The 14,974-nt window shown below is 27.4% G+C and carries 12 protein-coding genes; 2 read left to right on the top strand and 10 right to left on the bottom strand.

Translation table 11 applies throughout. The features are described from left to right. Window positions 1-41: 41 nt before the first annotated feature. The 8 genes from OYT91_RS01865 to OYT91_RS01900 all read right to left on the bottom strand — a co-directional run bounded on the left by OYT91_RS01865 (window position 42) and on the right by OYT91_RS01900 (window position 8,745). Complete coding sequence (locus OYT91_RS01865) at window positions 42-608, bottom strand: L-threonylcarbamoyladenylate synthase (protein WP_281239274.1); 567 nt, start codon at window positions 606-608, stop codon at window positions 42-44. Between the two features lie 57 nt (window positions 609-665). After that, window positions 666-1,529 (bottom strand): glycosyltransferase family protein, encoded by an 864-nt coding sequence (locus OYT91_RS01870; RefSeq protein WP_281239275.1) that lies wholly within the window; start codon window positions 1,527-1,529, stop codon window positions 666-668. Window positions 1,530-1,662: 133 nt separating this feature from the next. Next, the gene (locus OYT91_RS01875; protein ID WP_281239276.1) at window positions 1,663-2,481 is read right to left on the bottom strand and encodes a hypothetical protein; all 819 of its coding nucleotides are present in this window, start codon (window positions 2,479-2,481) and stop codon (window positions 1,663-1,665) included. Between the two features lie 157 nt (window positions 2,482-2,638). Continuing rightward, window positions 2,639-3,766, bottom strand: a complete 1,128-nt coding sequence (gene glf, locus OYT91_RS01880; protein ID WP_281239277.1) for a UDP-galactopyranose mutase — start codon at window positions 3,764-3,766, stop codon at window positions 2,639-2,641. Between the two features lie 68 nt (window positions 3,767-3,834). Next, entirely contained in the window at window positions 3,835-5,427 is a 1,593-nt protein-coding gene (locus OYT91_RS01885; protein WP_281239278.1) for a capsule assembly Wzi family protein, read from the bottom strand. A 183-nt stretch (window positions 5,428-5,610) separates the two neighbouring features. After that, entirely contained in the window at window positions 5,611-6,567 is a 957-nt protein-coding gene (locus tag OYT91_RS01890) for a glycosyltransferase (protein ID WP_281239279.1), read from the bottom strand. Window positions 6,568-6,661: 94 nt separating this feature from the next. Further along, window positions 6,662-7,612, bottom strand: a complete 951-nt coding sequence (locus OYT91_RS01895; RefSeq protein ID WP_281239280.1) for a WaaS/CpsH family glycosyltransferase — start codon at window positions 7,610-7,612, stop codon at window positions 6,662-6,664. Window positions 7,613-7,815: 203 nt separating this feature from the next. Further along, the gene (locus OYT91_RS01900) at window positions 7,816-8,745 is read right to left on the bottom strand and encodes a glycosyltransferase family 2 protein (protein ID WP_281239281.1); all 930 of its coding nucleotides are present in this window, start codon (window positions 8,743-8,745) and stop codon (window positions 7,816-7,818) included. A 624-nt stretch (window positions 8,746-9,369) separates the two neighbouring features. On the opposite strand from OYT91_RS01900, the gene OYT91_RS01905 reads away from it, so the two are divergent. Further along, window positions 9,370-10,161 carry a glycosyltransferase family 2 protein gene (locus tag OYT91_RS01905; protein ID WP_281239282.1) on the top strand — a complete coding sequence of 264 codons (792 nt, stop codon included), beginning with the start codon at window positions 9,370-9,372 and terminating at the stop codon, window positions 10,159-10,161. A 45-nt stretch (window positions 10,162-10,206) separates the two neighbouring features. After that, a complete protein-coding gene (locus OYT91_RS01910; RefSeq protein WP_281239283.1) occupies window positions 10,207-10,974 on the top strand; it encodes a Kdo domain containing protein in 768 nt (255 codons plus the stop codon). Here the strand turns inward: OYT91_RS01910 and OYT91_RS17750 are convergent. Both OYT91_RS17750 and OYT91_RS01925 read right to left on the bottom strand, forming a co-directional pair. Next, on the bottom strand, window positions 10,971-12,827 hold the full coding sequence (locus tag OYT91_RS17750) for a glycosyltransferase (RefSeq protein WP_349293184.1): 1,857 nt from the start codon (window positions 12,825-12,827) through the stop codon (window positions 10,971-10,973). The two genes, OYT91_RS01910 and OYT91_RS17750, sit on opposite strands and share 4 nt — an antisense overlap. Window positions 12,828-12,910: 83 nt before the next feature. Continuing rightward, a complete protein-coding gene (locus OYT91_RS01925; RefSeq protein WP_281239284.1) occupies window positions 12,911-14,785 on the bottom strand; it encodes an LTA synthase family protein in 1,875 nt (624 codons plus the stop codon). Window positions 14,786-14,974: the final 189 nt, after the last annotated feature.

A 14,974-nucleotide genomic window follows, 5' to 3' on the forward strand; every position in this document is an offset into this window, starting at 1 on the left:
TATATGTTATAATAAAATTAGTGAATTCGTGGCTAGACTAATTATTTACGAATCACTTTAACCTGAGAATCATTAGTTAATTTAATAATTGTAGATGGTTTACCGGCAATTTTATCGCGGTGCAAATTTACAACATAGTCCACGCCTTTTATAATTTCGGGATTAATTTCTTTAAAACTTTTTGGGGTAGGTTGACCAGAGATATTTGCTGATGTGGAAACCAAAGGTTTTTTCATGCGTTCCATCAATTTGAAACAAAAAGGTTCTTTGACTAGTCGAATGCCCAAGGTATTGTCTGGAGCGATTAAATTGGGAGCCACATTTCGAGGTTTGTCTAAAACTAATGTAGTTGGATTTTCAGAAAAATCCATGATTTGCCAAGCTACTTCTGGAATTTCTTTGAATACATTATAAATCATTTTTTCGCCATTCATTAGGCAAATCATACTTTGTTTTTCGGCTCTTTGTTTGAGTTTGTAAATTTTAGCAACAGCTTCAGGATTTGTTGCATCACATCCAATTCCCCAAACGGTATCAGTAGGATAGAGAATGATTCCACCTTCTTTTATAATTTCGAAAGCGTTGAGTATTTCTTGATTGATGTCCATCGTTTTATATTTTGATTTTAAGGAAAATGAAAATAAAGAGTTTTTAATTGATAAGAATTAAGAATCTATTTTACCCATTTTTTTGTTTTTGAAATCTGAGACGGCTTTTCTTTTGAATTTATAAAATTCAAAAATGTTATATGAATAATTTCTGTTAGTATTTACAGATGATTCGTTGGCCTTCACTAATTTTGATATGTAATCAGGAAATAAGGTTTCCCATTTTGATTTTAAATACAAGGTATTACGAACCAGATAATATATTCTTATAGGAGAACAAAGGTATTTTTCTTTTTTTAAAAGATATAATGTTTTTATAGATCTTCTTTTGATTTTTGCTCCAACAGTATGATTAAAAAATAAATTTTCAAATAAAATACATTTTAACCCATTTTTTTTTGCTGATAAGCAGTAATCAAAATCTACTCCATCAATAAATAAATTTTCATCAAATGCCTCCGTTTTTTTATAATTTCTTAAAACAAGTATTGATGCAGAAGTAATTAGAGCATAATTTTCAGTGTTTTGAATTCGTTTTTCATTTGAACATGATTTTTGTTCCAAATATTCAATACCAAATTGGGCTACACTATCTATATCATAATAATTTGAAACTAGGTTAAAATAATGGTCTAAATTGTCCTCACTAAAAGAAGAATCTTGATCCATTGTTAATAAAAAATCATATCCATCAATAATTGCTTGATTACAAGCTTGATTTAATCTTATAGCTATTCCCTTGTTTTCTTGATCTGAAATATATACTATTTTTTCATTGATTTCTTTTCTGAAAAATGAAAGTGAACTTTTTTCTGTATTGTCATAAACATATAATTTGTCAACTTTAGACAAATAGGTATTGATGTTTTGAAGATCTTTTTCTTTTGGATGATATAAAATGACACAAGCTGCAATTTTCATAAGTATTTATTTAGATTATATAGGAAATTGTATTGTATGAAATAAACATGATTGTAAATTGGTCACTATTTTTAATTATAATTTGCAAATTACATATGATCATTAAAAAACAATATATAACAACTTATGAAAATTAATAGTTTTGAGAATTTCTTAAAATTTCTTCTAAGTCAAAATTAAACTTAGTTTCTTCGTTAATAATTTTGGTTTTATAAAATTCAAATTCCTTTGACTTTTCATCATAATCAAATAAACTCGTTTCTAATAATTTTATAATTTCTTGCTCTTTTTCAGGAGAATAGTCTATTTTATAATTATTTGGAATTGAAACATCTTCAAAAAAGCTTGCACTTCCTCGGGTATTTGTAATAACGATACATCCACAAATTGCTGCTTCTCTCGGAATCCTATCTTTTCCAGGATGGTGACCAAAATCAATATAAATTTTGGATTTTAGCAGTAATTCTTTCACTTCAGTAGGGGTCATGTTTTCTATGGCTACCCATTTTAGATGAGGTGTCTTTTCAATTAATATTTTAGTTATTTCATACCCTTTTTTAGGATTATAGGCAATACTATTTTCTTTGTTAGTTGAGTCAAATTTAATATTTTTCACTTCATCAATAAAAATGTCATTAAGATAGTCTGACAGATGTTTTATATCTGATATATCTTTTGATTTTAAAAAGTGTTCAGCATAAAAGCTTTGGACCCAATGAAAATGTTTTGGTTCTTTTTGAAAATTATATTGATATCTTTTTTCTTTTAAACCTAAAAACCTCTTGACAGAAAAACTAGGTTTTTTATTTGTTTCAAAAAAATTATCAACACTTAGCCACCAAATTACGGTTTGTATGTCTTTATATTTTAAAACTAAATTCGCAAAAGATTCGGGAGTGATTAGAAGATTGGAAAGATTATTTTCAATTTCAAACGAATAAGGAATTTTCATTCCTTTATAGAATTCATGTACGGGATCCTCATCAATTGAAACTGATAAGTAAAACATTTTGGCATTATATCCCAAATGAATTAGTTTGTAAGCTAATTGATGTAATAAATAGGGGCCTCCTGTTGCAAAGTTTCCTGGACATGCAATATAAATAATACTATTTTTTTTGTCTATTTTCATCATATTTCTTAAAGTTAGTTAATGCTGAAGCTATTATTTGATGCATATCATAATATTTATACTCTGCTAGTCTTCCTCCAAAAATCACTTTTGTTTTATCGGCTTTCTTTTTATAGTTTTCATATTTATTTTGATTTTCGGCATTATTTACTGGGTAAAAGGCTTCCTTTTCAGGACACCAACTATCAGGATATTCTCTGGTAATGAGGGTCTTCTTTTGGGTGCCAAATTCAAAATGTTTGTGTTCAATTATTCTTGTAAAAGGAACTTCTGCATCATTGTAGTTTACCACTGCATTTCCTTGAAAATTCTCTTTGTCAATAATTTCGTTTTCAAATCGCAATGAGCGGTATTCAAGTTGACCAAATTCATAATTAAAATATTCATCGATTTTACCTGTATAGACAATATCAGTCGCTAAAGACTCGAAATAAGAGCGATTTTTGAAAAAATCAGTATTTAAGCTAACATCTACATCTTTTAATAATCCATCAATAATTTTATTATAACCACCTATTGGAATTCCTTGGTATTTATCGTTGAAATAATTATTGTCAAAGGTAAATCGAATGGGAAGTCTTTTTATTATAAACGCAGGAAGTTCAGTTGCTTTTCTTCCCCATTGTTTTTCGGTATATTCTTTTATTAAAGTCTCATAAATATCTTTTCCCACAAGTGAAATAGCTTGCTCTTCTAAGTTTTTTGGATCTTCTACACCATATTGCTTAATTTGTTCATCTATTTTTTCTTTCGCTTGATCAGGTGTAATACATCCCCAAATTTGATAAAATGTATTCATATTAAAAGGTAAATTATATAGCTTTCCTTTTGATATAGAAACGGGTGAATTAATATAATTGTTAAAGGAAGTAAATTGGTTTACATAATCCCATATTTTTTTATCATTAGTATGAAAAATGTGTGCACCAAATTTATGAACATTTATTCCGTCAATTTCTTCACAATAAACATTCCCTCCTTGATGTTCGCGTTTATCAATAACTAGACATTTTTTTCCTAATTTAGTTGCTTCATGTGCAAATACAGAGCCAAACAAACCAGATCCAACTATTAAAATGTCATATTTTTTTTTATTTAAGGGCATATGTTATTTTTTAATACAATTTATATTTAATTTTTTTGTTTTTTATTTACAAAATAGTAAAAAATTTATTACAATTTATATTGTAACGAAAGTTGAAATTGCATGTTGTATTTATTGACTTCAAATTGATATTGAAAATTTCTTAATTGGGCAAAATTAAGTTTTGCTTGAATACCTAAATTACCAAATTTTCGATAAGCATAAGTATTTAAAGCTAAATCTACCCATTTGTGATTGTAATCTGTATAGGCATCATAGTAAAAATCCATATTATGAGCAAATCGTTCTATTTCTAAACCCCAAACTTGATCTTGTTTCCAAACGCTAAAATCTAATGTTTGTAAATTACTTCCAGGTCCAATTCCTGATCCTAATACTTGTCCTTCATGAGTATAGCCATGTAATATTGTACCATGTAAATACCAAGCTCCTGCGGGTCTGACTATGCGATCAGCACTTTGTTCCATATGGGTACTTTCAAAATTAACTTTCAAATACTTATTTTTTTCTTTATTAAGCATAAATATTTTATTAAAACCAAAAAGGTAGGATCTAGAATGTTCCGGTGAATCAAAAAAGTCCCAAATTGTAGAGGAATAATCGTTCCATCCACTTTCTCCATAAAATTCAAATTTTGATTCCTTCATTGCCCATCTAAAAAAAAGAGAAGCTAGTTGATCTCTCATTTTGGCATCTTCACCTAGCGCATTCTTTTTTTGAAAAGGAATAAAAATAGGCATATAATCTGAAAAACTATTTCCCATGTCTGTACGATAAACTTGAATAGTACGATTCATGCCTACAAATAACCCAGGTACCCACTTGGGATGGTAATTTATTGAAATACCATTGATATAACGCCAATCATTTGATTTTGCTAATTCAGTATCAATGCCATCTATCATAAATTGTGATTTTGGGCTGCTTAAGCCAGAACCTTCTAATTTGCCACTTATGATTTGTCCTTCAAAACTTCCGACAAAAGTTTCTATAGGTTGTCTTGTATTAAAAGTAAAATGTAAAAACCCTGGAGCGTTATTACTCATTAATAGTGAATTCCTATTTCCAGGTCCCCACCATAAATTCTCTGTTGACAATCCTATTGAAAATTTATTTATTGCAACACTAATAGAACTTTGTCCCCAAAATAATTTATTATAAGTTTTGCCTCCAAATAAAGTTGGCATATCGGTATAATTTAAATAATATGCATTCACATTGCGAACCACACTTTTTTCTGTTGTAGGGAAAATGTCATATTCTGGATTTGAGGCGTATACATATTCTGATTTTAATTGAATACTCAAAATTCCATATTGAGCGAATAATCCTGCGGTAAGTTGTGTTTGATAGCCTTTGGCAGGTATCATAGAACCATCATTCCAACCATAAGGATTAAAAGTATTGTATTGTTGAGTTAGGGTTATTGGCAATACTTTTGTGATAATTTTTGTCGAATTTTTATCAAGTGCTTGCGTAGAGTCTAATTGGACTAATGTTAATGGTCGTAAAGTGTATGAAATCAGAGGATTACCAGTACCTAATAATTGTTCGTTTCTACTTCTTTGTTCAATCATGTCAATAGAACCTACTGAAATATTTTGCGCTAATAGCGTATTACCGATTAATAGTAAAATGACAATTCTTAATTGTAAACACATAGAAGTAGAAGTTTAGCTTGTTTAATTTGCTTAAAAAATAAAATGCAAAGATAGTCTTATATTTAAAATATGATTTTTTTATCATCTTTTTAAATATATACTTGTATTTATAAAATGGGGTTGATCTTTTTATAAAGGAAGCTTAATACTCCTTTTTAATAAATCTTTTCGATAAAGACTTTTTTAAAGTTTTCTTTTATTTCTAAGTGTATCAACAATTGAAGATAAAAAATAATGTATAGGAAACTTCTTTTTGAAACTATTAATAAATGCGTTGTATTCGTTAAAACTTGTTTCAATTAACTGATTAATATCTATTTTAGAAGAGTTGAAAACTAGATATTTCTGGGCTTTATGATACTTTAAATACTTTTTTTTCATTAAATGTCTGTATTCAAAATATGTAGCAGGTTTTTCTAAATCAAGAATAATTCTTTTTAATCTTTTTTTAGATTCGATTTTGTTCATATTCTTCATTCCAACTTGTTGATTTTGATGTATTCTGTACGAAATCAAATTTTCAGTTGAATAATAGAGAGACTCTCTTAAGATCAATAAAGTAGCTATCTTTTCGTCATGCAGAACAATTGGATCTGTGAAAGAAAAAATAAAATCTTTTACTTGCTTTTTAATACATAATGTGGCTCCTGTAACGAAATTGCCATTTTTTGAAATGATGTTAAAATAATCAATTGGTTTTTGGAATTCTTTTTCTAGAAAAAAAACGGAATCCCAAATAGTATGATCAGAAATTAAATGGTCCGAATTGTCTATTAATTCGGCATTAGAAAAAACTCCTTCGGCATTTGGGTTTTTATCAAAAATTGCCAATGTTTTTTCTACTTTGTCTTTTTTCCAAAGATCATCTTGATCTGATAAAAAAATATAATCTCCTTGACAAAGTTCAATTGCTTTTTCAAAATTTTTTGTACAACCTAGATTTATTTCATTTTGATGTAACTTAATTATTGTAGGATATGTTTTTTGAATCTGATTAATTATTTCAATAGTCTTATCATTTGATCCATCATCACAAATGTTGATTTCATCAATGGGCATGGTTTGATTAAAAATACTATTCAATTGTTTTTCAATGTATTTTTCTCCGTTATAAGTACATAAGGCAACTGATAATTTCATAGTTGTTTTTTTTCTTGTAGTATAAATTAGTACCTTTTTTATGACTTGGGTTTACTAATTTATATTTATAGTTAAAAGTAATTTTGCTTTTTATTTATTTTAGTTTTAAAACATGATTTATCCAGTTTTCAACTAAGTACCTTTTTAAAATGGCTTGAGGTATTTTTACATATTCATTTTTAAAAAAATCTAAAGGAATGTGTATGTTTTTTTCGTTAATGATTAGTATGTTATTGGGATTATAAAAATCATAATTTTTGATATCACTATTTGTTGTGATGAGTTTTTTTTCTAAGCTAAGACTTTCAAATACTCTAAATGTGAGTCCTTTTTGTCCTTTTCTATTGATGTCAAGTAGTACTTGAGAATTATTCATATACTCATTTACTTCTGTTAAAGGTATTTGTTCTGATGTATATTCAATATTAGGGTCATTATTTTTTTTTCCTTTATCAAAAACAATAATTTTATAATTGATTTTTTTTTCTTTTAGAATAGAAGTTATTTTCGATATGATTGGGGAGCGTCTATCTTTAGAACTTATATTAAATATTTGGTATTGTGTTTTTTGTTTCGAATTTATTTCAGATGGATAAATCCAATTGGTAATAAATTTTAAATTGTATTTTTTGCAATCTTGTTTTTCAAAAGAATATACTTCGTCAAAACAAGGAATAACACTTTTGATTTTCGGACATCTATAAATGCTATCATTAAAATAAGCAATAGATTTTTTTGTGTATTTTTTAAATTCTAAAATGTTTTTTGGGTCAATAAAATCTCCTTTTACTGTCAAAATCACATCCTGGATTTCATTGTTTTCTCTTAATTTTTCGAGTATTTTCTTGCCGTAATGAATGTTTTTAAGGTTTTTTTTGAATATTGTTTTCAGGAAAAAATTATAATACCGATATAGAATAGTCTTGTATTTGTAGGTGAAAGCATTGAAATTTATGTGATATACGCAATGTCCTTCTTTTTTTAAGGCAGTTACAATATGGCTGTTAAAACCCCAATTATCAAAACTTATAATTGTTATTTTCATTAAAAATTATATAAATTATAGTACATAAATTAAATGCAAATGTAGTTTATAATTCAAAAAGTAGCGATTTATTCGTGTTATAATTGCTTCATTTTAAAAAAACAGAAGAATTTTTGATACCTTTTTTTCGAGTTTTACTATATGTTATTTCTGTAAAGGCTTAGTTCTTAATATGCTTTTCAGTAAGAAATTTAAGTTTTTGTTTATTGATTCGAAGAAATAATTTTCTGAAAACCCTTTAAGGATTTGGATATTGGTGCCCCACTTACTATTAAAAAAAATAAAGTCCAGTTTTTAGGTTTCAAAATACTACTAAAGAAATATTTTATTATTAAAAAGAGCATTACGATTTTATGTCCAAAAAAGCCATAGTGTTTTCGAATAATATACAACAATGAAATTTTTAATTCTTTTTTTATAGCCATTGATTTTGCTGTGCTTGCACCATGTAGATGAATAAATTTAGCTTCAGGAATCAAATAAGCAAATTTTGATTTTTTGGCCAATCTGATGCATAAATCTGTTTCTTCATAATAAAGAAAAATATTGGTATCAAAACCTCCAACTTCATAGAAATCTATTGCTTTAACAAACATAAAACTTCCAGGTATAAAATTTACTTGAGTAGGGGAACTGTATGTTTTTTTTCTTCTAGGATACTTTTTCGGATTGATTAATTCTAGAAAATTACGACCTAAAATTTCTCTTGTTGGTGATGCAAAATGATCAAGTGAAATCATAAAGTCTCCATTTTCTTTGTAAGATTGAGCTCCAGCAATACCAATGTTTTGATTCTTATCTAATTCATTTTTTAGAATTGCTAAACAATCATTCATAAACAGCGTGTCATTGTTTACAAAAGCTAAATATTTTGCATTTGCAAATTGTACACCAAACATATTACCGGCGCCAAAACCATTATTAATAATATTTCTATGTAGTTCAATATTAGAATTATGTAAACTATCACAAAATAATTTCAGGTTAAGATAATCTTCTTTTTCAGAGCAATTATCGGTAATTATGATCTGAAAATTGATTTGTTTTGAAGTATTAGATAGTATTGATTGGATACAATTTATTGTATGTTTACTGGAGTTGTAATTTATTAAAATTATTGAAACATCAAACATAGTATTGAAAGTAGATTTTTGTGTTATTAGAAAGTTTTAATAATTTTAAATTTATTGACATCCTTTTTTTTGGAAAGAAGAATGTTATTGATTTATGCGGTGTAAAAGTAATGAATGTAATTGTGATATTTCATGCAGGAAGGATGTAAATGAATAGAAAAGTAAAGATCACTAATTTTTATATTATTATTTATGGTATAAAAATCAAAGTGAAGAAAGTGTACCTTTGTATCAAATTCATGAAATGGTAAAGGTTAAATTTGAAATTAAATAATAATTATATTTGGCAGAAATAGTGAAGAAATATTTATTGTTTTTTAGATATAATTCTCTTCAAATGAATCGAGTTAATGGTTAAAACGAAGTTGTGATGGGTTCTTAAATTTGAGGTTGTTTAGAAAAATATAGCATGAAAAGATTGTCACTATTATAGAATTTGATAGTAAGAATTTATTGATTCTATTATAAATAATCATCGAGTAAACTTAGTTTTTTTACTTTTACGAATATAATTTTTTCTATCATTATTGTGTTTTTTAGATAACTTTTAAGAATCGAAATTCAGTCAAATAAGCCAATTAATTGCAAACAAAACCATCTACATTTAAAATAAAAAATAGACTGATGAAAACAGCTTTATTGATTTCTACTTATAATTGGCCTGATGCACTAGATTTGGTTTTAAAAAGCATTTTAAATCAAACGACGCTTCCGGATGAAATTTTGATAGCAGATGATGGTTCAAGCAACGAAACCAAAGCGTTGATTGACAGGTTTAGAAACGAAATAAATGTTCCTATTTGTCATGTATGGCAAGAAGATGTTGGTTTTAGAAAATCGAAAATCTTGAATAAAGCTATTTCCCAAACCAACGCAGATTACATTATACAGATTGATGGAGATTGTATTTTGCACAAAAAATTCATTTCTGATCATTTGGATTCTGTTCAAAAAGGTTTCTATTTGTATGGATCCAGAGTTAATATTTTGCCAGAATATGTAGATGAAGTTATAGAAAAGAAAACAACTGATTTTAATTTTTTTTCAAATGAAATTAAAAACAGGTCAAGAAGTTTATCGATATCTTTTTTATCTAAATGGTATAAGCCACATTATGGAATTTCGAAAAAATTTCGGGGATGCAATGTGTCTTTTTGGCGAAAAGATTTGATCGATATTAATGGATATAATGAGGATTTTGAAGGATGGGGTAGAGAAGATTCAGATTTAGTTATTAGAATGGGAAATAATGGTGTGAAAGCCAAAAGACTCCGTTATGCAGGTATTTTATATCATATATTTCATAAGTCAAATTCAAAAAGTAATTTAGAATTGAACAATAAAATTCAAAAAGAAACCATTGATAAAGGTATCATTAAAATCACAAATGGAATCAATCAATATTTAAAGAAGTAACTATTTTAGTTGTAGTATAAGTATAGTTGTAATTAAGAAAAATAAATGCATTTAAAAATAAATCAAAATTTCAAAGACAATATCGATTTTATCAAATCGAGTATTCATAATTTCAAATCTACTGGAAAACTCTTTGGTGACGGTAAAAGAAACAGTATCAAATTATTCGAATTAAATGGAAAGACAATTAATATCAAATCCTTTAAAATTCCTAATTTGATTAATAAAATTGCTTATAAATATTTTAGAAAATCCAAAGCGAGACGTTCATTTGAGTATGCTACCATTTTATTAGAAAAAGGCATAGGAACACCCGAACCAATTGCATATCTAGAAAATTACAATTGGATAGGATTAAAAGATAGTTATTATGCTAGTGAACATCTTGATTGTGATTTGACTTACAGAGAATTGGTCGAAATTCCAAATTTCCCTGATCATGAGAATATTTTAAGACAGTTTACCCAGTTTTCATTTCAATTGCATCAAAGTGGTGTCGAATTTTTGGATCATTCTCCAGGAAATACTTTGATCAAAAAGTCGTTTGAAGGATTTTATGAGTTTTTCTTGGTTGATCTAAATAGAATGACTTTTCATGACCAAATGAATTTTGATCAACGCATGAAAAATCTTTCTCGGTTAACGCCTAAAAAAGGAATGATTGCAACAATGAGTAATGAATATTCAAAATTGTATACAGCAAAAACAGAAAGTGAAATCTTTGAAAAAATGTGGTTTTATACCCAAGAATTTCAAGATAAATTTTCAAGAAAGCAGAGATTAAAAAAGAAACTTAAATTTTGGAAATCTTAGTTTTTCGATTTTAATTTTTTTAATTCCTGAAAACGAACTGAAACACTCAGAGCATTCAAATAGCATAGTATCACTCCTTTTTTTCCATCTAAAATCCCTAATCGGATAAAATATTGATAGACAAATTGATAAAGAGGTCTTATGTAATAATGAAAAAAGTTTGGACTTGTACCTTTTGCAAATTCTTCTTTGGCTTTCATTTTTCCATAAACAATCATTTTTTGTTTATAACTTGTAAAATCAGTGTAAGAATAATGAATAAGTTTGTTTTTTAATTTTCCAATTTCACCTGTCACATTTAATTTTTCATGTACAATTTTTTGTTCAGAGTAGAATGCTTTATTATTTTGAAAAAGTCTAATAATTTTGTCTGTTTGCCAACCACTATAATTTAGTATTGTATTTTCAAACATAAACCTTCGGTAAACATTGTAGGCAGAGAAAGCTTCTTTTTGTTGTATAGTCTGAGTGATTTCCTGCTGTAATTTTGGAGTGAGTCTTTCATCTGCATCGATAAAAAGTATCCAAGGATTTGTTGCTAGACTTATAGCAAAATTTCGTTGCAAGGCATAATTCTCAAATGGATGTTGAACTACTTTTACAGTATCAAAACTTTTTGCAATTGCCAATGTGTTATCAGTACTAAAAGAATCAATTACGATAATTTCGTCAGCAAAAGCAATGTTGTCTATGAGTTCTTTAATATTGTGTTCTTCATTGTAAGTAATGATCAATGCAGTTAGCAAAGGCTTTTTTGTATTGCAGATTTCAATACTTTTTTTTTTATTGTCCGAAAGATTGTTGCTTAAGAAAGCAATCATTTGATTGGTAAATAATTCTGGATAAAAGTTTTTATATAAATCTATAGCTCTTTTTTTAAGTTCTTTTTCGGTAAGGTTTGAAAATAATTCAGGTTTAAAATCATTTAAATGAACAGAATTATGCATGATTCCATCTTCAAATGTCGCCCATATTTTCTTTTCAATCCACGGTGAAAAAAGGATGAATGAAGGTTTGTTTAGAGCTTTTGCCATGTTTATGGCGCCACCATCATTCCCAATAATCAAATCGCATTGATTCATTATGGCAATAAATGATCTTAAACTATCTCCATATAGATTAAAATATATTTTTTCCTGTGTAGAAGGTTTACAGGAATCAAAAACAAATTTGGCATCGTTTAATTGTTTCGGAAAATAATTAAATAAAATGTTTACGTCAAAAGTATCGGCAATTGTATCTACCAGTTTTGCCATATATTCTAATGGGTAAGTTTTTAGTTTTTCACTTCCCAAAAGGCTTATCATAATCGTTTTTCTCTCTTTTTTTAGTTGATTTTTTTCAAAAAGAGATACAGCTTCCTGCTTTTCTTTTTCAGAAACATACAGTTTTGGTAGCGGATCTATTTTTATATTTAAATCAAGAGGATCTAATAAGGAAAGTCGTCTTTCAATGGCCAAGCCCAAATTGGTTTTTGGATAAGGTTCAAAAGGAACGTTATCCGTATATAAAAAGGTTCTGCCTTTCTTTTTATATGAAATTTTTCTTTTAGCGCCACTTAATAAAACAATCAGCCAGCTTTCTAATTTTGAATAGGCGTCTATAACCAAATCATAATGAGTGGCTCGAATTTGAAGTGCAAGTTTTAAAAACGCTGCCTTACTTTTGCGATGTTTTTCTTCAAACAATATTATATTGTCAATGTTTCTATTTCCTTCTAAAACAGGTGTAGTTGATTCATAAACCAGATAATCAATTTGGGCATTAGGATATGCAATTCTTAAGTTATTGCAAATGATTGAACTGATTAGGACATCACCAATCATTTTTTGTTGTATAACTAGAATTTTCATATCTGTAATAGTTAAATTTAATAATGTACAAATTGAATAAAAAAAATGAATCCAATGGGAATTTCAATTTTTAAATAGAAAAACTATTTCTCTAGCGTTAAAGCATCATTCGTAACTCGTTCATAAAAAGTTTGAATATAGGCTTTTAAAAATAGAGACATTTTATTAGCTATTTTTTCATTGGTTTTTAATAAGTTATTTTTCAATAAAATATCTTTCTTCCAATTGTATAAACCAATGGATTGGTTATTGGCAAAAGCCAAATAATAATCACCTTGAATATAGTAATAAGTACCTTGATTGCAGTATACTACAAAATTGTTTTTGGATCTAAAGCTTTTTCCAAAACTTACCATATCTGTTTTTATGTTTAAATAGTCCAAAATACTTGGCATAATATCAATTTGTTGAAAGTTATTTTCATTGACTCCAACAAATTTAGGATCAGATGGGTCAAAAAACAGAATTGGGATTCTAAATCTTCCAAGTATTGTTCTATCTTTTGCTAGTTCTCCTCCAGAAGAAGTATGATCCGATGAAAAGACAAAAAGAGTGTTATTGTACCAACTTTGTTTTTTTGCTGTTTTAAAAAATTGACGTAATGCGAAATCTGTATATCCGATGCTTTCTTGAATTTTTGTGTTTCCTTTTGGAAATTTTCCTTTATATTTTTCGGGTACTTTATAAGGATTATGTGAAGAAATTGTAAAAAGAGAGCTAAAAAAGGGCTGTTTAAAACTACTGAGTTTGTTACAGAAAAACTGCATAAACTCTTCATCATAAATTCCCCATTTCCCATCAAATGATTCTTTTCCTACATATTCATCTTTTCCATAATAGTGATCAAAACCAGCTACTTTAGCATATTGATCAAAATTTTGACTACCATTGAATGCACCATGAAAAAAAGAGGTATTGTATCCTTCTTTTTCTAAAATAATAGGAAGACCATGAATTTTGTTTAACGAAAAACTGGATGAGATAAATGAGTTATTCATTAAACTTGGAATGCTAGATAATATAGAAGGTACGGCATCTATAGAAGCTATACCGTTTGCAAATCCATTTTTGAAATAATAGGATTTTGTGATTAATGAGTCTAAAAAAGGAGTATAACCTCTACCTACATTTTCGTTTCCAAAACTTTCCAAAATAATTACGACTACATTTTTTTTGGTAATTGGTTTGCTAGGATTTAAGTTTATTATTGGGTTATAAATCGAAATTAATTCTTTTTCATTAAAATAATGTGCTTTTTCTATGTCTTCTTTTTTTACTAAAGTTTTTAAAATACAAAAAGGAGTATTTAATATTAAAGCTGAATTCCCAAGTTCTCCATAAACTACTGCATCCACAATTTTAAGTGGTTTTTTGCGAAAACCACCACGAGAAATAAGTAATCCTAAAGCTATTGCAAGAATTAGAAAAGCGTATTGTTTTATTAAATCTTTTTTCTCAAGTTTTTCAATCGAGTTGGTTTGCTTAAAAGTGGGAAGAAAGATCCAAAAAAGCACACTGAAAATAAGGAATAAAACACCTACATACCAAAATTGCATTAGAAAAGAAGGAATCAAACCAAAAATTTCATGTTCCATTCCTTTAGCTGTAATCATACTAAAAGTACTTCGTTTTCCAGTAAATCTATAATAAATAATATCTATGAAATTGGTTGCAATTAATAAAAGGTTTATTGAATAGAATGAAATTTTAAGCCATTTTTGATAATTTGGCGTGTATTTAAAATTTCCTGGAATCAAATGTGCAACTACAAAAATAACATTTAAATAGGCAATTGCGGCCAAATCAAACAGAATTCCACCTTTAATAGTAGTCAAATTAAAATTTTGAAATGACGTGGCATTCATGAAGTAAAATGCTACTCGAGACAATTGATAAATTAGGGTAACTAATAGTAATCGTTTAAGAAGTAGGATGCTGACTTTCTTGTAATTATTCATTTTGGAATTTATTATTTTGAGAACTTGATGTTCAGAGTTATTTTGGGTTATTCTAATGAAAAAAGGTATTTGCTTAATATTTAAATCAATAGCTGTTTTTTTTCTTTAGAATAAGTTAACAATAAGTTTATTTTAATTGAGGTGCAAACTTAATTTAATTTGTTAAGTAAACAAATAAAAAAAAACCAA

Source organism: Flavobacterium praedii, assembly GCF_026810365.1.
GTDB lineage: Bacteria > Bacteroidota > Bacteroidia > Flavobacteriales > Flavobacteriaceae > Flavobacterium > Flavobacterium praedii.

Excerpts from the sequence above, each read along its gene's own strand:
- OYT91_RS01870 (WP_281239275.1), bottom strand. The coding sequence starts at position 1,529 with ATGAAAATTGCAGCTTGTGTCATTTTATATCATCCAAAAGAAAAAGAT.
- glf (WP_281239277.1), bottom strand. The coding sequence starts at position 3,766 with ATGCCCTTAAATAAAAAAAAATATGACATTTTAATAGTTGGATCTGGT.
- OYT91_RS01895 (WP_281239280.1), bottom strand. The coding sequence starts at position 7,612 with ATGAAAATAACAATTATAAGTTTTGATAATTGGGGTTTTAACAGCCAT.
- OYT91_RS01910 (WP_281239283.1), top strand. The coding sequence starts at position 10,207 with ATGCATTTAAAAATAAATCAAAATTTCAAAGACAATATCGATTTTATC.
- OYT91_RS01875 (WP_281239276.1), bottom strand. The coding sequence starts at position 2,481 with ATGAAAATTCCTTATTCGTTTGAAATTGAAAATAATCTTTCCAATCTT.
- OYT91_RS01925 (WP_281239284.1), bottom strand. The coding sequence starts at position 14,785 with ATGAATAATTACAAGAAAGTCAGCATCCTACTTCTTAAACGATTACTA.
- OYT91_RS01865 (WP_281239274.1), bottom strand. The coding sequence starts at position 608 with ATGGACATCAATCAAGAAATACTCAACGCTTTCGAAATTATAAAAGAA.
- OYT91_RS01890 (WP_281239279.1), bottom strand. The coding sequence starts at position 6,567 with ATGAAATTATCAGTTGCCTTATGTACTTATAACGGAGAAAAATACATT.
- OYT91_RS01885 (WP_281239278.1), bottom strand. The coding sequence starts at position 5,427 with ATGTGTTTACAATTAAGAATTGTCATTTTACTATTAATCGGTAATACG.
- OYT91_RS17750 (WP_349293184.1), bottom strand. The coding sequence starts at position 12,827 with ATGAAAATTCTAGTTATACAACAAAAAATGATTGGTGATGTCCTAATC.
- OYT91_RS01900 (WP_281239281.1), bottom strand. The coding sequence starts at position 8,745 with ATGTTTGATGTTTCAATAATTTTAATAAATTACAACTCCAGTAAACAT.
- OYT91_RS01905 (WP_281239282.1), top strand. The coding sequence starts at position 9,370 with ATGAAAACAGCTTTATTGATTTCTACTTATAATTGGCCTGATGCACTA.